Raw genomic sequence first — 18974 nt, 5'->3', positions numbered from 1 at the left:
ATGAGTAGAAATAATCAATCCCTCACAATCTTAGCGCTCCAAAAGTTTAAAAAGAACTTTTGGGGCGTTTTAAGTTTATCGTTCATTTTGATTTTGGTATTTATTGCTGTGTTTGCCTATGTGTTTGCGCCCGATAATACCAAAAATGCTAACTGGGGGGATTTGTCTATTCATTCTAAGTCACCGGGGTTTACAGTTGAAATGCTAACGCTTCCTGTGCCGGGTAAAACAGAGGAAACACACCTGTCTGATTATTTTACAGGGAAAGAGTTTATTCAGCCTAAAGTGCCTATACTTGGTTATGAAATAAATAATGACAGCCTTACTTATACCGAATATGCTAACGATCCTGATTTGGCAGTTACTAAATCAGTTCCGCTTACGGTATTTGGTACAACTAATCTCGAAACTATTAAGTCAGATTTTATTAAGGAACAAAAGTTTATACTGGGTACCGATAGTCAGGGTAGGGATTTATTAAGTAGGCTTATTGTTGGTTCAAGGGTATCTATTGCTATTGGTTTTGTGGCTGTATTTATATCGCTTCTTGTAGGGATATTTTTTGGTGCCATTGCCGGGTTTTTTGGCGGTAAGGTAGATGCTTTTGTGATGTGGCTGGTAAACATAATCTGGTCCATACCTACACTACTTTTAGTAATAGCTATTACACTGGCTTTAGGAAAAGGATTCTGGCAGGTTTTTGTAGCTGTAGGGCTTACTATGTGGGTAGAGGTTGCCCGTGTGGTTAGGGGGCAGGTTATGAGTATTAAACAAATGCAGTTTGTAACGGCTGCGAGGGCTTTAGGGTATAAGAATGTCAGGATAATATTTAATCATATACTGCCTAACAGTATGGCTCCGGTTATAGTAATATCGGCGGCTAATTTTGCTTCGGCTATTCTGGTGGAAAGCGGACTTAGCTTTTTAGGGCTGGGGGCACAACCGCCCGTGCCAAGCTGGGGAGGTATGATTAAAGATCACTACAACTATATTATTTTAGGGAAACCTTATTTGGCATTAGCACCGGGTATAGCCATGTTGTTATTGGTGCTTGCCTTTATGATGGTAGGTAATGCTCTAAGGGACGCTCTCGATGTAAAAGCCGAATAGAATAATAACTACCACTCATTAACCTTATTGGCATCCAGTTTTATAAAAATAAACAGGAGGGTAGTAAAAGCAAACAGGCTCGATCCTCCATAAGAGAAAAACGGAAGCGGAACCCCGATAGTTGGGAAAAGCTTTATAAGCATCGCTATGTTAACGAAAAAGTGTGTAAAAAGCAATGCTGCCACACAATAGCCATACGTTCGGCTAAAGCGCGATTTTTGCCTCTCCGCGAGGTATAGTATGCGTAGTAGCAGAGTTACAAACAGTACTATTACAACCATTGAACCTGCAAAGCCCCATTCTTCACCTACTGTAGTAAAAATATAATCGGTATGTTGTTCGGGCACAAACTTACCTTTGGTTTGTGTTCCTTCTAAGTATCCTTTGCCTGTCCATGAACCCGATCCAATAGCAATCATTGATTGGTTTAGGTTATAACCCTCTGCCTGAATGTTTACATTTTTATCAAAAAGTACATTGATACGATCCTTTTGGTGTTCTTCCAGTACGTTATTAAAAACATAGTCTACCGAGAAGGTAAAACCTATCATTGCTATTAATGTGATAACGTAAATGAATATGTTTCTTTTGTTTTTTCTGTTCAGTACATAATGGATAATAATTCCGGCAATAATATAAACCACCAGGAACTGTAGTTTTATAAGTAATGCCAAAAGGAATAACAGTATTGCAAAAAAGCCTGTCCATAAATACCATGAAGGTAAACCTTCACGGTGCAGTACAAAAGCCAGAGACAAGAATATCATGGCACTACCGGCATCAGGCTGCATCATGATAAGTAATACCGGCATTGCAAGGATACCAAAGGCTACCATTTGATTGTTGGTCGTCTTTAAGTTTATTTGTACATCACTCAGGTATTTAGAAAGTATAAGCGAGGTGGCTATCTTGGCAAATTCTGAAGGTTGTATACTAAAGCCTCCAAAGGCATACCAGTTGGTTTGTCCCTTTATGGTTTTACCGGCAACAAAGAGTCCGGCAAGGAGTATGAGTGACAGAATGTAAAATATGAGGGAATACTTCTCATAGATTTTAGCATCGAGCATAAGTATTACGCTTATCAAAGGGATACACATCATTATGAAAAGCATTTGCTTGCCGTAAATCTCGCTCAGGTCAAAAATAGAACCCGGATTTGTAGGTAAGGAAGCAGAGTATATAGTCATCCAGCCCAGTAATACCAATGCGGTATACAGGAAAATTAAAGGCCAGTCAACATTATTAATTACACTCTGGTTTCTCATTGCTTGTTATTATAATATCCGTTTATAACTTTATCATATTCCTCTTTAAGACCCTGTGTAAGCATTTTTGTTTCTAAATCCTTACGTGTTATTTCGCCTTTAAGGTATTTCTCTATCATAAGGCTGGCAATAGGTCCTGCCCAGCGTGCTCCCCAATATCCGTTCTCAATAAATACAGCGATAGCGATTTTTGGATCATGCCTTGGAGCAAATGCTACGAATACCGAGTGATCCTGTAGTTTTACCCTTTTACCGTTTATTTTGGCATAGTTCTCTGCTGTACCTGTTTTACCACAAATCTCTATGCCCTCAACACGAAGGCTTTTTGCTGTACCTAAGTTATACACATCATATAGCCCGTCTATAACCGGTTTAAAATGCTCTTTGTTGATAGTGGTTTCATGCTTGGTGGTAAATTTCTCGTCAATTTCACCATCCTGAATATTTTTGATGATATGAGGGGTGTAATAATAACCCTCGTTAGCAACAGTAGCCATCATGTTTGCCAGCTGGATAGGAGTCATTTTAATCTCACCCTGCCCAATAGCGTTTGATATAGTGGTTGTGCTTCTCCATCCGCCGTTAGGGTAGTAGCGGTTGTAGTAATCACCATCAGGTATTAATCCTCTTCTTCCCGGTGGCAGGTCATACCCTAAAAAGTTACCAAGCCCAAAACTCTTTAAATGGTTACTCCAGGCATCCATACCGTCTTTAGGTTTGTCGTACTTATCTATAGTCAGTTTGTAAGTGCTGGCAAAGTAAGTGTTACAGGAGTTGTATATACCGTTATGCAGTTTTGACGGACCGCTATCGTGACACTTCATAAATGCCCCACGGCCATAAAAGAAACCATGGTGGCAAATAAAGGTAGTGTTCTCATCTATTACCTCTTCCTGTAGTCCTATAAGTCCGGTAAGGATTTTAAACGGAGACCCGGGAGGATACTCGGCTAAAAGTCCACGGTCAAATAGAGGTACACCTATAGTATCTCTTGATAATTTGGTGTAGTTCTCTGAACGTTTACGTCCTACAAGTATAGACGGGTCGTAATTTGGGGCAGTAACCAATGCCAGTATTTCGCCTGTTTTAGGCTCAAGGGCAACAATACCACCGCGCTTTTCAAACATTAGTGATTCGCCATATTTTTGTAGTTCGGCATCAAGGGTTAATGTGATGTCTTTTCCTTTTACGGCAATAGTGTCATACATACCTTCTTTAAAAGGGCCTATTTCCCTTCCAAAGCGGTCTCTCTGTATGCGTTTTACACCTTTAACACCTCTAAGTACATCCTCATACATTTCTTCAACTCCCTGTCTGCCTATAAGATCACCGCTCTTGTAATATGGATTTTTTTGAATGATATAATCATTAACCTGCTGAATGTAACCAAAAACATTTGCGGCTTCGTTTACCTGATAATCTCTTAGTGAACGCTTAACGATATCAAAACCTTTAAAACGACGAATTTTTTCCTGAAAAGCGGCAAACTCTTTTTTGTTTAGCTGAGCTAAAAAGATAGAGGGTAGCCTTGGGCTGTATACTTTTGCCTTTTCAACTTTTCGTATAAACTCTTCTTTGGTGATGCTTAAAAGACTGCATATTTCAAGCGTATCTGTGTCCTTCATTTCATTAGGGGTGACCATAATATCGTATGAAGGTTGGTTAGCTACCAGTAGCTCTCCGTTACGGTCGTATATATAACCGCGCTCAGGGTATTCGTATTTTATTTTAACAGCATTGTTGTCCGATGCCTCATTGTAGGAGTCGTCAAGTATTTGTAGATAATAAAGTCTGACTGTTATCAGTAACGCTGCAGCTATAATTATGGCTGGCAGTAAAATCTTTCTCATTGTTTGCCCGGCTTAATTAAATAAATTATGGTAATACTAAGAATCAAGGTGAAAGCAGTAGTTGCAACTGTTCTTATCAGGGTGTCTATGATAAGAGTAAACCTTAATAACTCCAAAAGATATAAAATTAAATGGTGTGTTACAACTGAAATCAGAATAAATGAAAAACGTTCGGGCGTAAGGCGGTCATTTATCCGTATAGTTTGATATTCGTAACTGATACCGAATGAGAATCTGAAAAAAGCAGGCCTGAAATAGGCTAAGCAAACACAGGCAGCGGCATGTGGTCCTGATGTGTTTAAAAAGATATCCTGAGTTAGCCCTAAAAAGAAAGCAGTGATAAGCAATAAAGCTTTGTTGCCGTTAACAGGGTATAAAAGGATATATAATATATACGGAAATGCGGTATAGCCAAACAGTTCCATCTTGTTAAAAACAAGAATTTGTGCTGCCATTAAAAGGACAAATCGTGATATGTTGCCTATAAGTGTACTATTCATCTCCGGTACGGGCTTCCAGGTCTCTTATTTCCTGCAAGTCTTTATTTTCTATAATGTATACATGGTCAAGGTTAGTCATGTCGTTAAACAGTCTAACATTTAAGGTGTAATAATTTGTTTTGGTATCCCTGAAAATATTTTCAATTTTTCCTATCGGAATGTTTTCCGGGAATATTACCGATCGTCCTCCGGTTACAATAGTGTCACCTTTTTTTACAGATGCCAGTCTTGGTACTTCGGTAAGAAGGGCGTAACCTGCATTTTTTGCATCCCATTTCAGGGTCCCGAAGTGGTTACTACCTTTAATTTTGGCATCCAGTTTAAATTTTAAGTTTAGTATACTGATTACCGTAGCGTAATTTTTTGAAGTATTCTCTATTATACCTACAACACCTAAGCTGCTTACAACGCCCATATCCGGTTTAACACCATCGTTAGTACCGCTGTTAATAGTAAGGTAGTTTTCTTGATTGTTGTATGAGTTGGAGATGACTTTAGACTGTATAACGGTAAAATTATCAAGTCCCTGTGGTTTCTGTACAGCAGGAATATTAATAGTGTCCTGACTGTTGTACAGTAATTGTTTTAATGTGGCATTTTCGGTAGCAAGTTTATCATTTTGTTCTTTAAGGCTGAAATATTGCTCTACGTCGTTTATTTTTTCGTAGGTATAGCCCGATATAGCGTTAGCCGATGTAACAGCCCTGCTCCTGTGATAGTAGTGTGACTGAAATACCAGCGATAACGATATGCCTAAAAGCAGCAAAAACAGTAATAAGATACTGTTTTTAAATATAAAATTAAATATTTGCTGCATGAACTATTGCTGTTTATTTGATAAGTATGCTCCTGAATTTCTCGATGTTTTTAAGTGCCATTCCGGTACCGCGTACAACCGCTCTTAACGGGTCTTCGGCGATGTAAACCGGTAGGTCTGTTTTTTGTGATATACGCTTGTCAAGTCCTCTTAACATCGAACCACCACCTGCAAGGTAAATACCGGTATTGTAAATATCGGCAGCAAGCTCAGGAGGGGTTTGTGATAAGGTTTCCATAACAGCGTCCTCAATACGTTGAATAGACTTATCAAGGGCTTTGGCAATTTCACGGTATGAAACATCAACCTGTTTTGGTTTACCTGTTAAAAGGTCACGACCCTGAACAGACATTTCCTCCGGTGGGGACTCTAAGTCTTCAAGGGCAGCACCAATTTGGATTTTGATTTTTTCGGCAGTTGTCTCACCAACAAAAAGGTTATGCTGGGTTCTCATGTAGTAAACAATATCGTTAGTGAAAACGTCACCCGCAATCTTAACCGATTTGTCACATACAATACCACCCAGTGCTATAACAGCAATCTCGGTAGTACCACCACCTATATCTACAATCATGTTACCCTTAGGCTGCATGATATCCACACCAATACCTATGGCTGCAGCCATAGGTTCGTGGATTAGGTATACTTCTTTACCGTTTACCCTTTCAGCAGATTCTTTTACTGCACGCATCTCCACTTCGGTAATACCCGAAGGAATACAGATAACCATGCGAAGGGCCGGTTGAAACAGTTTCTTTTTTAAAGCCGGAATACTTTTGATAAACATCTTTATCATTTCTTCCGATGCAGCAAAGTCTGCAATAACCCCGTCTTTAAGCGGACGTATGGTTTTGATATTTTCATGGGTTTTACCCTGCATCATATTGGCTTCTTTACCAACGGCAATTATTTTACCGGTAACACGGTTCCGTGCTACTATAGACGGGCTGTCAATAACAACTTTGTCATTATGTATAATCAGGGTGTTTGCGGTACCAAGGTCAATCGCAATATCCTCGGTCATGAAATCAAAAAATCCCATACTTTATTCCTCAGGGTTTAGTTTATTTAAAATTAGATGCACAAACAAAAATAACAAATTAATGTTTAAAATGACGTGTTCCTGTAAATACCATTGCAACATTGTTTTCATTGCAGTAGTTTATACTTAGTTCGTCTTTAATTGAACCTCCAGGCTGTATTACAGCGGTGATTCCTGCCTGCTTAGCCAGTTCAACGCAATCCGGGAAAGGGAAAAACGCATCACTTGCCATTACAGCTCCGTTAAGGTCAAAGTTAAATGAATTTGCTTTTTCTACAGCCTGTCTTAAAGCATCTACACGAGACGTTTGTCCGGTACCGCTGGCAAACAGTTGTTTGTTTTTAGCAAAAACGATGGTATTGGATTTTGTATGCTTACAGATTTTTGAAGCAAACAGCAGGTCTTCCACTTCCTGCTCAGTAGGTGAAGTTACTGTAACGGTGTTTAAATGCTCTTTATTGTCTGTAATGTTGTCTTTGTCCTGAACTAATAATCCGTTTAAGCATGTTCTAACCTGTTTAGCAGGTAGTTCCACTTCGTTTTGAATTAAAATAATTCTGTTTTTCTTTTCCTGAAGTACCTCAAGAGCGTCGTTGTCATAAGCCGGAGCGATAACAACTTCACAGAAAAGCTGGTTTATCTCACTGGCAGCAGCTTTGTCTATTTTTGCATTAGAGATAAGTACACCTCCAAAGGCAGAAGTAGGGTCGCCTGCAAGAGCATCAAGATAAGCTTCTTTTACATTGCTTCTTGTTGCTAGACCACAAGCGTTGTTGTGCTTAAGGATGGCAAATGTAGGGTCGTCGTTTTTAAATTCCTGCATTAGGTTAACGGCAGCATCTACATCAAGAAGGTTGTTGTATGATAATTCCTTACCGTGAAGTTTGCTGAACATTTTGTCAAACTCGCCAAAGAAGAAGCCTTTTTGGTGAGGGTTTTCGCCATAGCGAAGTACCTGTCCGTTAGCAATACTCTCTTTGTAGTAAGTATCGTCTGTATTAAAGTAATTGAATATAGCAGTATCGTAGTTTGAAGAAACGTGGAATGCTTTTGTAGCAAGTAGTCTTCTTTCTTCAATTGTAGTGCCGCAGTTGTTTTTAGTAATCATGTCTAAAAACAGGCTGTACTCATCTACAGAAGCAACGATAACAGTGTCTTTAAAGTTTTTTGCAGCAGCGCGGATAAGTGAAATACCACCGATGTCGATTTTCTCGATAATGTCGGCTTCAGGAGCGCCTGATGCTACAGTTTTTTCAAAAGGATACAGGTCAACGATAACCAGGTCAATTTGCGGGATATCGAATTCTTTCATCTGCTGTACGTCCGACTCGTTATCCTGACGGTTAAGAATACCTCCAAATACTTTTGGGTGTAATGTTTTTACTCGTCCTCCAAGTATTGAAGGGTAAGAAGTTACGTCTTCAACAGCTACAACCGGTATGCCTAAATCTTTGATAAAAGATTCTGTTCCTCCGGTAGAATAGATGGTTACTGAATTTTCGTGTAGTTTCCTAACAATAGGTTCTAAGCCGTCTTTATCGAATACTGAGATAAGGGCCGATGAAATGTTTTTTACTGTGCTCATTTTGATGCGTGTTCTAAAGGTGCAAAAGTAGTTATTGTATGGCTAACATTCAAAGAGATATAACATATAATTTTATGTTTTTTTAATTTTAATGTTTTTAGTTTTTAGGATTTTGCGAAAAAAATATTGAATTTTACACAACTCAATAAAAAATGTTATGCTGTTATACCTGCGTTTGCTTAGAGAAAGCCTCGGATTTGCCCTAAATGCACTTAGGAACAACAAGCTGCGTACCTTTTTATCGCTGCTGGGAGTTACTATAGGTATATTCTCTATTATTGCTGTTTGGGCGGCTGTAGACTCTATGGACAGGCAAATAAAAGAGCAACTTAGCAGTGTGGACAGGAATACCATGTATTTAAAAAGATTCTCTTTTGCGCCCAGCAATGTGCCAAGGTGGAAAAGAGATCAGTTTCCTGATGTTACTTATGCCGAATACCAGTACCTGAAAGAATCGGTAACAATGGCTGATAAGCTGGCCTACCAGATTTTTACCAGTAGAGAGGTGGTTAAATATAATGATAAATCGGTTAGTGATATAAATGTTGTTCCGGTGTCGTATGAGTTTACTGATATACAGAAGCTGGATATATCTAACGGGCGTTTTTATAATGAAGCCGAATCGGTTTCCGGTACACCGGTTATCGTAATTGGTTATGAAGTAGCTGATGCTTTATTTGGAGCTGCTGATCCTGTAGGCAGAAAAATAAGAATGTATGGTCAGAAATTTACCGTGATAGGTGTTTTGAACAAGCAGGGGCAGGGGAGCTTTGGTGAAAATAATGATACGGCTGTATTTCTTCCGGTTAACTTTTTACGTCGCAAATATGGTGATCATAATGATTTTATGACGCCTATAATTATCATAAAACCCAAAGCTGGTTATACGGGAGAAGAAGTAAAAGCTGAGGTGGCTTATAAGTTAAGAAGTTACAGGGGTATAAAGGCTGGTGAGATTGATAATTTTATGATTGATATCCTTTCGGGCTTTACTGATTTTATTGATGATATTGTGTTTAACCTAAACCTTGGTGGCGGTATAATAGCCTTTTTCTCTATTATTGTTGGCGGATTTGGTATTGCTAATATTATGTTTGTTTCGGTTAAAGAAAGGACTAATCTTATAGGTATTCAAAAAGCGCTTGGAGCAAAAAGGAAATTTATATTGCTTCAGTTTTTGTTTGAAGCTATTATACTTTGTGTAATTGGCGGACTGGTAGGTATGGCGCTCGTATGGGTAATAGCGGCGGTTTTAACCAAGGTGCTAGACTTTGAGTTTGTTTTAAGTGTAGCCAATATCATTTGGGGTGTAGGTATATCGGTAGCTATTGGTCTTGTTTCGGGAATAATGCCTGCGGTTTCGGCATCAAGGTTAGATCCTGTAGAAGCTATAAGAAGCGGAATGTAATTAAGTATAGATATAAAAAAATGATAAAAAAATGCCCCTGTATTGCAGGGGCATTTTTATTTGTTTATTTATCGTACCGGTTGATTTTGAATAAGGTCAAGGTATAGGTTAACCTTGTCTTTAAGTTCTCTACGAGGAGTGATAAAGTCAAGGAAACCGTGTTCTAATACAAACTCTGCAGTTTGGAATCCTTCAGGTAGGTCTTTACCTGTAGTGTCTTTTACTACACGTGGACCTGCAAACCCGATAAGAGCTCCCGGTTCTGAAATGTTTACGTCTCCTAGCATCGCGTATGATGCAGTTGTACCACCCGTTGTAGGGTCTGTACATAGAGAGATGTAAGGTATTTTAGCATCTGCAAGCTGAGCAAGTTTAGCTGATGTTTTAGCAAGCTGCATAAGTGAATAAGCAGCCTCCATCATCCTTGCTCCACCAGATTTAGATATCATAAGGAAAGGAATTCTGTTTTTGATAGAGTGGTCAATTGCTCTTGCAATTTTTTCACCTACCACAGCTCCCATAGATCCGCCGATGAAAGCGAAATCCATACATGCAATTACGATGTCTTTTCCTTTAGATTTACCTACTCCGGTTCTAACGGCATCTTTAAGTTTTGTTTTTTCCTGAGCGTCTTTTAAACGATCGCCATACTTTTTGGTGTCCACAAACTTAAGAGGATCCTTTGATGTCATATCGGCATCAAGTTCTTCATACTCGTTATTGTCAAACAGTATTTCAAAATATTCCTTACTGCCTATCCTAACGTGGTATCCGTCTTCAGGGCTTACATAAAAGTTTTTTGCCAATTCTTCGGCATCAACAATTTTACCGGTTGGTGATTTGTACCATAATCCTTTAGGTACATCCTTCTTGTTCTCGGTTGGTGTTTGTATTCCTTTTTCCGTTCTTTTAAACCAAGCCATTTTACAAATATTAGTTAGTTATACGGCCCTAATTATTATAGGGTATTAACGTTGTTCAGGTCTTCAAAAGCTTTTGCAAGCCTTGCGTTAAAGGTAAGTTCTCCTTCACGCATCCATTTTCTTGGATCGTAGTATTTTTTGTTTGGAGAATCGGCCCCTTCAGGGTTACCTATTTGAGTTTTAAGATATTCAATGTTTTTAGAAACATAATCACGGATACCTTCTGTAAATGCAAACTGAAGGTCAGTGTCAATGTTCATTTTAATTACACCATAAGTAATTGCTTCCCTGATTTCTTCAAGTGTAGAACCTGAACCACCGTGGAAAACAAAATCTACAGGGTTAACACCTGTGTTGTATTTCTCCTGAATGTAATCCTGAGAGTTTTTAAGGATTTTTGGTGTAAGTTTTACGTTACCCGGTTTGTATACACCGTGTACGTTACCAAAAGCAGCCGCTACAGTGAATCTGTTAGAAACTTTGCTTAGTTCTTCATAAGCATAAGCTACTTCTTCCGGCTGAGTATATAGTTTAGAGCTGTCTACGTCAGAGTTATCTACTCCGTCTTCTTCACCTCCTGTAATACCTAATTCAATTTCAAGGGTCATGCCCATTTTGCTCATTCTCTCAAGGTATTTTTTAGAAATTTCTATGTTTTCCTCAAGAGGCTCTTCTGATAAGTCAATCATGTGAGAGCTGAAAAGTGGTTTTCCTGTAGCTTTGAAGTGCTCTTCACTAGCGTCAAGTAAACCGTCTATCCAAGGTAGTAAGTTTTTAGCACAGTGGTCTGTATGTAATATAACAGTAGCTCCATAAGCTTCTGCAAGTGTATGTATGTGTTTTGCTCCTGCAATAGCACCTAAAATGGCAGATTTCTGACCGTCATTAGATAATCCTTTACCTGCATTGTAAGACGAACCGCCGTTAGAGAACTGAATGATTACCGGTGCATTTAATTTTGCAGCTGTTTCAAGTACTCCGTTTATTGTGCTTGATCCCGTTACGTTTACCGCCGGTAGAGCAAATCCTTTTTCTTTAGCGTACTGAAAGATCTCCTGAACCTGATCTCCGGTTGCAACCCCGGGTTTAATATTATGAGCCATTTATTTATAGATTTTTAAAATTAATTTACAAAAATAGTATTTTTAAATTTAGAACGGATAATTAATTCCGACATTTAGGACAGAGTGGGAGAAATTATACTCTTTAAACCACCTGTCGTTTACTTCCCTGCCCGGGTTGTATGTTTTGAAACCTAGGTCAAGGCGGACTACAAAGAAATTAAAATCATATCTAAATCCAAAACCCGAACCAAAAGCCAGGTCGCGGAAGGATTGAATACCGTTAAAGGTATAGTCTTCGTCTTCCTCATTATCAAAAACATTCCAAATGTTACCTACATCGCCAAACACGGCGCCGTTTAACTGCCCAAATATGTTAAAACGTAATTCAGCACTGTAAGCCATTTTGAAGTTAGCTTCGTTAAAGTCGTTAGGGCTTCCGCTTCGTCCCGGTCCAAGGCTGTAAGACTGCCATGCTCTGTTATCGTTAGACCCACCACCAAAGTAACTTCGTGTAAACGGAATTGAGTTGGAGTTCCCATAAGGTATAGCGATACCAAAAAAGGCTCTCATGGCAAGTACTTTTCCGCGCCTTAAGTCAAAGTGTTTTATAAAGTCGAATTCTGTTTTTACATATTGCGAGTATTCCACATTTACAAAGGTTCTTCTTCCGTTTTCATTCATGTTTTTATCACCCTGTAATCTGGAAAGTAGTGTAAGGAAGTTGCCTGCCGTTTCCAGTTTGGTTTTAAAAATGAAAAAAGTATTATCTAAAAGGTTTTCTTTTGTACTTGTGGTATAAGTAAAGTTTGAAGCAAATATCAGATTGTTTTCTGTAAGCCTTTGTCTTCTTTCCTCAAGGCTATTAATACTTTTGAAGTCTTCGTTGCTTACAGTTACATTTTCGTTTTTAACATCGTTTATAAAGCCATTAGTTCCTGATTCGATAATTAGCTCTTCTTCTCCTGTGTCCGGATTGGTCGTGAAATAATCGGGGTCAACCTGCGACTGGTACTGTAGTGCATAATCGTTTAATCGGGAGTATGACGATTGATAAACGTTAAAGTAATTTTGCGGATTTACATTACGGATGTATTGAATGTTAAGTAAATCAAGTTTTGCAGTAACATTTCTTTTAGGTGTCCAGTTGTAATTTAATATTCCGGTAAAGCTCTCTTTGTCCAACCCAATATTTTGCTGCCTGCTGATACCAAAACTCATAGTGGTAGAGGGGATCATTTCCTTACGGATTATCCTGTCGGTATTGAGAGGGAAAAATATTCGCGGGAAAGTCAGTCGTAAATCAGCACCATATTCAAGAATGTTGAAGAAAGAACGATCCTTAATAGCCTGGTCTCTTGATGAGCCGATGTTGCCCCTTGTACTGATACTTAATACCTCGGCTCCTCTAAAAACATTTCTGGCAGATAAAGTAACATTACCCTGTATACCAAAATCCTGAATGTTTGAGTGATTAAAGTCTACGCTGGTAGAAAGATCAAACTTATCTTTCGGCTTAAGGTATATATTTGTAATAAGCGATGTTCCTGTAGAGTCGTTAGGGTCTACTTCATATATTATTTTAGGGTAATAAAATACGCTAAGGTTGTTAAGGTATCTGTAGGTAAGTGTACGTCTAAAATCGGCATAGGTGCTTCCCGGAGTAACAAATACAGGATCGGTCAAAGCTTTTGGTCTGTAGTTAAGTTTTCCGTTACTGTATATATTAAAGCCTTTGTAGGTTGTGCTGTCTATAGCGGGTGTTTCTTCGCCATTTGGGTTTTCGGTATATATGTTAACTTCCTTAACGGTGTATATTTTAAAAGGTCTTGTGTAGGTAGAATCCTGTGTTCTTATAAGCTCATCAGTAACTAATAGCTCTACATTTGCTTTATACCCTGTTCCAATTGTGTCTATATTGTATGAAACATAGTTGGGTTGGAAATTGTAAACCCCGTGATTTAGAAAATAGTTTGTAATCCTGTCACGTTCTCCCGAAAAATCATTTTGGTTGTATTGTTTTCCTTTTTTGATAAGGGATTTGTCTTTTGTAGTTTGGTAAAGTGAGTCCAATACCGGGGTTGCAATTTGTGTAGATATTGAATCTACTATATAAGGTTTACCGGTATTTACTGTGTAGCTTACTTTTGCTTTTTTGTAAGCAATGCTGTCTATTTTGTAATCTACCTGTGTGCGAAAATACCCTTGTCTGAAATAATGAGCTCTTAGCCTGGATGCCGATCTTTTAGTGCGTTTCTCATCTACAACAACAGGAGGTTCGCCAACATTTTTAAGGAAACTACTTATACCGGTAACAAAAAACGATTGACCTAAACGCTGCACCTGTTTGTCTGAAAGCAGGGCGGTGTATCTTTTACGGCGGTTAGGTTTCCTGTTTAGCCATGCCTGGTATGATGAATCGGGGTTAGGTGTTGCCCAGTTATACATGTGCAGCCTGATGTTAAGTCCAAGCACATCGCTATTAGGTAACTGATATAACTGATTGGTTACATCCTCATCATTTACTTTCTTGTCGTTTACGGTTATATTGGTTTCACGCAATAACTGTTTATCATCAGGGACCCTTTTAGTTAGGGAACATGAAAATAAAACAGAAGCGGTTAATATAATAAGTGCTATTTTTGTTATCTTATTTCTCAAGGGCAGGACTCTAAATCGTAATTCAAAAATACATTTTTTATGGTTAGTAAAAACCAAATTAAGACAATAACGGGTTTACAGCAAAAAAAATACCGAAAGGAGCATAAAATGTTTATTGCCGAAGGTGTTAAAGTGGTGGAAGAGCTATTAAACTCGCATTTTGAATTACATCAGTTGTTTACCACGCAAAACGATTTTAATGCAATACCTCAATCCAAAAGGGTAGAGGTGACTGATGCCGAGCTGAAAAAAATTAGTGCGCTTACTACACAAAATACCTGTTTGGCTGTTTTTTTAATGCCTGACGAAAATGAGGTACTGCCTACCGGCGGACTTATAGTTGCGCTTGATGAGGTGCGTGATCCGGGGAATTTAGGTACCATTATAAGGATGTGCGACTGGTTTGGTGTAACCCATTTAGTATGCTCTAAGGGCTGTGTTGATGTCTACAATCCAAAAGTGGTGCAAGCTACAATGGGGTCCATAAGCAGAGTAAATGTTGTTTATACTGATTTAGAAGAGTATCTTAAAAATACGTCATTACCGGTATATGGTACTTTTATGGATGGTGAAAATATTTATACTCAACAACTCCCTGAAAACGGTATTGTTGTTTTTGGGAACGAGGCAAACGGAATATCAGCAACTATAGAGCAAACCGTAACCGATAAAATTGCCATACCACGTTTTGGTGCTATACAAAAAACCGAAAGCCTTAATGTGGCTACAGCTACTGCAATAATACTAAGCGAGTTTAGGCGCTCTTTTAGTGGAAAGTAAAGTTGATTAAAATAGCTCTTGTTTTCATGGAGTTTATGTTTCCTGTCCATGGGCTGTCTGGGTTGTTATCGCGAATAAGTTCGTCGTTAAGTCCAAACACACCTCTAATAGACGGTGAAAATTTAAAGTACTCCAGGTATAAATCAATACCAAATCCTACTTCATAGTTGGTAGTCCATTTTTTCATCCTGAAAGTCCCTGAGTAGTTGTCGTCAAGAGACGAAGCGTTACTCGAAAGGTTTAATGTTCTTGAAAAGCCTCCCACAAGGTATGGTTTTATGTTACCTGTTCTTTTTGCAGAAAACTTAAGTAATAACGGGAAATGGATATAAGTCGATTTTGCCTGTCTTAAAGCGTCGCTCTGGCGTTCAATGTCAGGATAAGTAAGATCTCTTTGAGTGTAGTATAGTCCCGGTTCAAAACGAAGATCCAGATGCTCCATAATCCTTAGGTTTCCTACAAGTCCTACGTTAAATCCGGTAGTTTGTTTTACTACAATATCGGTTACCGGATCATCAATGTAATCCATTTTAAAGCCATAGCTGTTAAAGCCTAAAAAGTACCCCCAGTGAACCCTTTGTTTGTCAAAATTCTCAAGGTGTATAATTGGGTCTTTACCAAATATTTTAAGCTGGGCATGGCCTTGCATACCACATATAAGGATAAGGTATATTAAATATCTTTTCATTGTATTACTTTGAAGCGGAATAAATTGTAGCCACACCCATTGTTTGTGGTCTGTTCTTCACCTCTATAAACCCAATTTTTCTCAAAATATTGTTTAACATTTCGCCATGAGGGAAAACTGAGGCCGATTCACTAAGGTAAGCATAGGCCGATTTGTCTTTAGAAAACAGTTTGCCTATTAGTGGTAATATGTATTTGGTGTAGAATTTATATCCCTGTTTAAAAGGTGTTTTTGTGGGTACTGATGTTTCCAGTATTACAAAAATCCCACCCGGTTTAAGTACTCTTAAGATTTCTGAAAGACCTTTTTCAAGGTTTTCAAAATTACGAACCCCAAAAGCTACGGTGATTGCGTCAAAGCTATTGTCTTCAAACGGAATGTTTTCACTATCGCCCAGTACCATATCAATTTTGATGTCAAGTTTTCTTTCGGCTATTTTTTTTCGGCCTACTTCAAGCATACCTGCAGAAATGTCAAGTCCGGTAATTTTTTTTGCTCCGGTTTGTGTCATTAAAATGGCAAGGTCACCCGTACCTGTGGCAATATCAAGAACGGTTTCGGGTTTTGTGTCCGATACCAGTTTCAATACTTTTTTTCTCCATTTAACATCAATACCAAAAGAAATTACGCGGTTTAGCCCGTCATACTTACCTGAAATGGTGTCAAACATTTGGGCTACCTGTTCTTTTTTTCCCAGTTGGGAATCTTTATAAGGGGTTACGTTTTGTGACATTGCAAATATTTACGGCGCAAAGATAAAAATAGTTTTTGTAATGCGTTGTTATTGACTTAAACTCATTTTGGTTTAAACCAAATTCTATTTCTTTACAAAAGTCTCAAACGTAAAGTCAAACTTATGTTTCTCGTCTTTTGGATGATGTACTTTTTCGGTGAGTTCCCATTTGTTGAGGTCTATCTCAGGGAAAAAAGCATCTGCTTCGGGAGTGGTGCCGTGTACACGGGTAAGCTCTATCTTATTAGCAAACGGTAGGGACTGTTTGTAAATCTCTCCACCGCCTATTATGAATACCTCCTCGTCCTGCGGGCAGGCTTTTAAAGCTTCTTCAAGGCTGTTGGCTATAATGCAGTTTTCGGCAGTGTAGTCCTGTTGTCTTGTAATAATAACGTGGGTACGGTTTGGAAGCATTCCCGGTAAGCTGTCAAACGTTTTGCGTCCCATTATTATATAATGTCCGGAAGTTAGCTGCTTAAAGCGTTTAAAATCATCCGGCAGGTGCCATATCATCTGGTTGTCTTTTCCTAAAGCATTGTTTTCTGCTGCAGCAGCTATAAGGGTAATAGTCATTATTCTGTTGGGGTAGTAGTATTATCGGTTTCGGTTTGTGTGTTTTCGCTGTCTTTCTCCAGTTTCTTTTCAAGTTGACTTATCCTGCGTTCCTGTCTGGCTACAAGTTTATCAATTTGTTCCTGTTCCCATTTCTTGTTTATAAAACTCTCGGTAACAAATACTTTTATAAAGTGCATTATAAACAGAAATGCCCATGCGGTAATAGCCCATAAGTACCAGTCCTGTTCGGGGTTTACATTAAGCCATTTGTTTATAATGTATAAAAAAATACTGCCTACAAAAAACAGTATAAAATGGAAGTAAACACGTTTCTTCTGCTTTACCCTTTTACGGGCATATTCATACAACTCCTGTTGATTTGGTTCCATAAGTTAGTTTTATATAACTTAAAGATAGGAAAAAAATAATTACACGGCCACAACTCCTTTAATATGTGGATGCGGATCGTAATCTGTTAATGTGAAGTCTTCAAATTTAAAGTCAAAAATATCTTTAACCTCAGGGTTAAGTATCATTTTAGGCAGCGGTCTTGGTTCACGCGTTAGCTGAAGTTCCAGCTGCTCCATGTGGTTGTTGTAAATATGAGCATCGCCAAAAGTATGTACAAAATCTCCCGGTTTAAGGTTGCATACCTGAGCAATCATCATGGTAAGTAATGCGTATGATGCAATGTTAAACGGAACGCCTAAAAAGATATCGGCACTCCTTTGGTATAACTGGCATGATAATTTTCCGTCGGCCACATAAAACTGGAAGAAAGCATGGCATGGAGGTAGTGCTACCTTGCCTTCGGCTACATTCTCTGCAAATGATTTAGAAGTGTCCGGCAGTACTTTAGGGTTCCATGCGCTAACAAGCATCCTGCGGCTGTTAGGGTTGTTTTTAAGGGTGTCTATAAGTTCTTTGATCTGGTCTATTTCCTGACTGTCCCAGTTTCTCCACTGGTGACCGTATACCGGACCCAAATCGCCGTTCTCATCAGCCCATTCGTCCCATATCTTTACACCGTTATCGTTTAGGTAACCAATATTGGTATTGCCTTCTAAAAACCAAAGCAGTTCGTATATAATAGATTTAAGGTGTAGCTTTTTTGTAGTAACAAGCGGAAAACCTTCGCTAAGGTCAAAACGCATTTGGTAACCAAAAACACTTTTAGTACCCGTTCCTGTACGGTCGCCTTTTTGGTTTCCGTTCTCCATTACATGCTTCACTAAATCTAAATACTGCTTCATTTTTTTATGTGGATTTGTTTATGTGGTTATTTGTTGATTTGACTCTCAAATAACCGAATTAACGAATAACCAAATTAACTCTCTCTCTTAGATATTTCGTCTCTTATATTAGCTGCCTTTTCATAGTCTTCATTTTGCACTGCGCCGTCCAACATATCATACAGTTCCTGTATGGAGTACTGTGAATAGCCTTCACCCGAAACTTCTTCAGTTCCGAAAGTTTGCGGTTCTGAAAGTACATCTTCACTTTCAGGATTATCCGGCTCAGGATTAATTTTAAGGTAAATCCCGGCTTTGTCCAAAATGTTTTTATAGGTAAAAATAGGAGCATTAAAACGCAGGGCAAGTGCAATAGCGTCAGAAGTTCTGGCGTCAATAATTTCCTCAATGCGGTCGCGTTCACAAATAATGCTCGAAAAGAAAACACCGTCTACAAGTTTGTGTATAATAACCTGCTTTACTACGATGTCAAAACGGTCTGCAAAGTTTTTAAAAAGATCGTGGGTAAGGGGTCTTGGCGGTTTAATCTCTTTTTCCAGCGCTATTGCGATAGACTGGGCCTCAAACGCACCAATCACAATTGGTAATTTTCGTTCACCGTCCACCTCATTCAGGATAAGAGCATACGCGCCGTTTTGTGTTTGACTGTACGAAATCCCTTTAATAGTAAGTTTAACTAAGCTCATAAAAATCGTTCCTCTTTTCAAATAAAAAGGGCTATCTGAACAAATATAAAACCATCT

18 protein-coding genes are annotated in these 18974 nt (G+C 38.6%); 3 read left to right on the top strand and 15 right to left on the bottom strand.

Going from position 1 to position 18974, the window contains the following annotated elements; genetic code table 11:
• A complete protein-coding gene (locus GN157_RS02950; protein WP_157481635.1) occupies nt 1–1110 on the top strand; it encodes an ABC transporter permease in 1110 nt (369 codons plus the stop codon).
• A gap of 8 nt (nt 1111–1118) precedes the next feature.
• Here GN157_RS02950 and rodA read toward each other — a convergent pair whose 3' ends face one another.
• From rodA to purH, 6 genes are read right to left on the bottom strand one after another with little or no spacing between them, the layout of a single operon-like run.
• Complete coding sequence (rodA, locus tag GN157_RS02945) at nt 1119–2375, bottom strand: rod shape-determining protein RodA (protein WP_157481634.1); 1257 nt, start codon at nt 2373–2375, stop codon at nt 1119–1121.
• Nucleotides 2372–4225 carry a penicillin-binding protein 2 gene (mrdA, locus tag GN157_RS02940; protein ID WP_157481633.1) on the bottom strand — a complete coding sequence of 618 codons (1854 nt, stop codon included), beginning with the start codon at nt 4223–4225 and terminating at the stop codon, nt 2372–2374. The genes rodA and mrdA overlap by 4 nt, the downstream gene beginning before the upstream one ends.
• Nucleotides 4222–4725, bottom strand: a complete 504-nt coding sequence (locus GN157_RS02935) for a rod shape-determining protein MreD (protein WP_157481632.1) — start codon at nt 4723–4725, stop codon at nt 4222–4224. The genes mrdA and GN157_RS02935 overlap by 4 nt, the downstream gene beginning before the upstream one ends.
• A complete protein-coding gene (gene mreC / locus GN157_RS02930; RefSeq protein WP_157481631.1) occupies nt 4718–5542 on the bottom strand; it encodes a rod shape-determining protein MreC in 825 nt (274 codons plus the stop codon). The genes GN157_RS02935 and mreC overlap by 8 nt, the downstream gene beginning before the upstream one ends.
• A 13-nt stretch (nt 5543–5555) precedes the next feature.
• Nucleotides 5556–6584, bottom strand: a complete 1029-nt coding sequence (locus GN157_RS02925; protein ID WP_035133962.1) for a rod shape-determining protein — start codon at nt 6582–6584, stop codon at nt 5556–5558.
• Nucleotides 6585–6642: 58 nt separating this feature from the next.
• Complete coding sequence (gene purH / locus GN157_RS02920) at nt 6643–8169, bottom strand: bifunctional phosphoribosylaminoimidazolecarboxamide formyltransferase/IMP cyclohydrolase (RefSeq protein WP_157481630.1); 1527 nt, start codon at nt 8167–8169, stop codon at nt 6643–6645.
• A 157-nt stretch (nt 8170–8326) separates the two neighbouring features.
• Between purH and GN157_RS02915 the strand changes: the two genes are divergently transcribed.
• Nucleotides 8327–9577 carry an ABC transporter permease gene (locus tag GN157_RS02915; RefSeq protein ID WP_157481629.1) on the top strand — a complete coding sequence of 417 codons (1251 nt, stop codon included), beginning with the start codon at nt 8327–8329 and terminating at the stop codon, nt 9575–9577.
• Between the two features lie 68 nt (nt 9578–9645).
• Here the strand turns inward: GN157_RS02915 and accD are convergent, their stop codons facing one another.
• The 3 genes from accD to tamL are packed head-to-tail and all read right to left on the bottom strand — an operon-like array spanning nt 9646 to nt 14222.
• Nucleotides 9646–10500, bottom strand: coding sequence for an acetyl-CoA carboxylase, carboxyltransferase subunit beta (accD, locus tag GN157_RS02910; RefSeq protein ID WP_157481628.1), 855 nt, complete (start codon nt 10498–10500; stop codon nt 9646–9648).
• 35 nt (nt 10501–10535) lie between these two features.
• Nucleotides 10536–11603: a class II fructose-bisphosphate aldolase gene (gene fbaA, locus GN157_RS02905; protein ID WP_035133950.1), complete on the bottom strand. Its 1068-nt coding sequence runs from the start codon at nt 11601–11603 to the stop codon at nt 10536–10538.
• A 48-nt stretch (nt 11604–11651) separates the two neighbouring features.
• Nucleotides 11652–14222 carry a translocation and assembly module lipoprotein TamL gene (gene tamL, locus GN157_RS02900; RefSeq protein WP_157481627.1) on the bottom strand — a complete coding sequence of 857 codons (2571 nt, stop codon included), beginning with the start codon at nt 14220–14222 and terminating at the stop codon, nt 11652–11654.
• 39 nt (nt 14223–14261) lie between these two features.
• Here tamL and GN157_RS02895 point away from each other — a divergent pair, with 39 nt between their 5' ends.
• Nucleotides 14262–15002, top strand: coding sequence for a TrmH family RNA methyltransferase (locus tag GN157_RS02895; protein ID WP_157481626.1), 741 nt, complete (start codon nt 14262–14264; stop codon nt 15000–15002).
• On the opposite strand, the gene porT is transcribed toward GN157_RS02895, so the two are convergent.
• From porT to GN157_RS02865, 6 genes are all read right to left on the bottom strand, one after another.
• The gene (porT, locus tag GN157_RS02890; RefSeq protein WP_035133946.1) at nt 14989–15690 is read right to left on the bottom strand and encodes a type IX secretion/gliding motility protein PorT/SprT; all 702 of its coding nucleotides are present in this window, start codon (nt 15688–15690) and stop codon (nt 14989–14991) included. The two genes, GN157_RS02895 and porT, sit on opposite strands and share 14 nt — an antisense overlap.
• A 4-nt stretch (nt 15691–15694) precedes the next feature.
• A complete protein-coding gene (gene ubiE, locus GN157_RS02885; RefSeq protein ID WP_157481625.1) occupies nt 15695–16423 on the bottom strand; it encodes a bifunctional demethylmenaquinone methyltransferase/2-methoxy-6-polyprenyl-1,4-benzoquinol methylase UbiE in 729 nt (242 codons plus the stop codon).
• 84 nt (nt 16424–16507) lie between these two features.
• Nucleotides 16508–16996: a dihydrofolate reductase gene (locus tag GN157_RS02880; protein ID WP_157481624.1), complete on the bottom strand. Its 489-nt coding sequence runs from the start codon at nt 16994–16996 to the stop codon at nt 16508–16510.
• Nucleotides 16996–17367: a 2TM domain-containing protein gene (locus GN157_RS02875; RefSeq protein WP_157481623.1), complete on the bottom strand. Its 372-nt coding sequence runs from the start codon at nt 17365–17367 to the stop codon at nt 16996–16998. The genes GN157_RS02880 and GN157_RS02875 overlap by 1 nt, the downstream gene beginning before the upstream one ends.
• A 39-nt stretch (nt 17368–17406) precedes the next feature.
• Nucleotides 17407–18231 carry a thymidylate synthase gene (locus tag GN157_RS02870; RefSeq protein ID WP_157481622.1) on the bottom strand — a complete coding sequence of 275 codons (825 nt, stop codon included), beginning with the start codon at nt 18229–18231 and terminating at the stop codon, nt 17407–17409.
• 74 nt (nt 18232–18305) lie between these two features.
• A complete protein-coding gene (locus tag GN157_RS02865; RefSeq protein WP_157481621.1) occupies nt 18306–18917 on the bottom strand; it encodes a bifunctional nuclease family protein in 612 nt (203 codons plus the stop codon).
• Between the last annotated feature and the right edge of the window lie 57 nt (nt 18918–18974).

Origin of the sequence: Flavobacterium rakeshii, assembly GCF_009741375.1 — a bacterium.
GTDB lineage: Bacteria > Bacteroidota > Bacteroidia > Flavobacteriales > Flavobacteriaceae > Flavobacterium > Flavobacterium rakeshii.
Note: the sequence above shows the minus strand (reverse complement) of the source record. Positions and strands in the feature narration are given on the sequence as shown.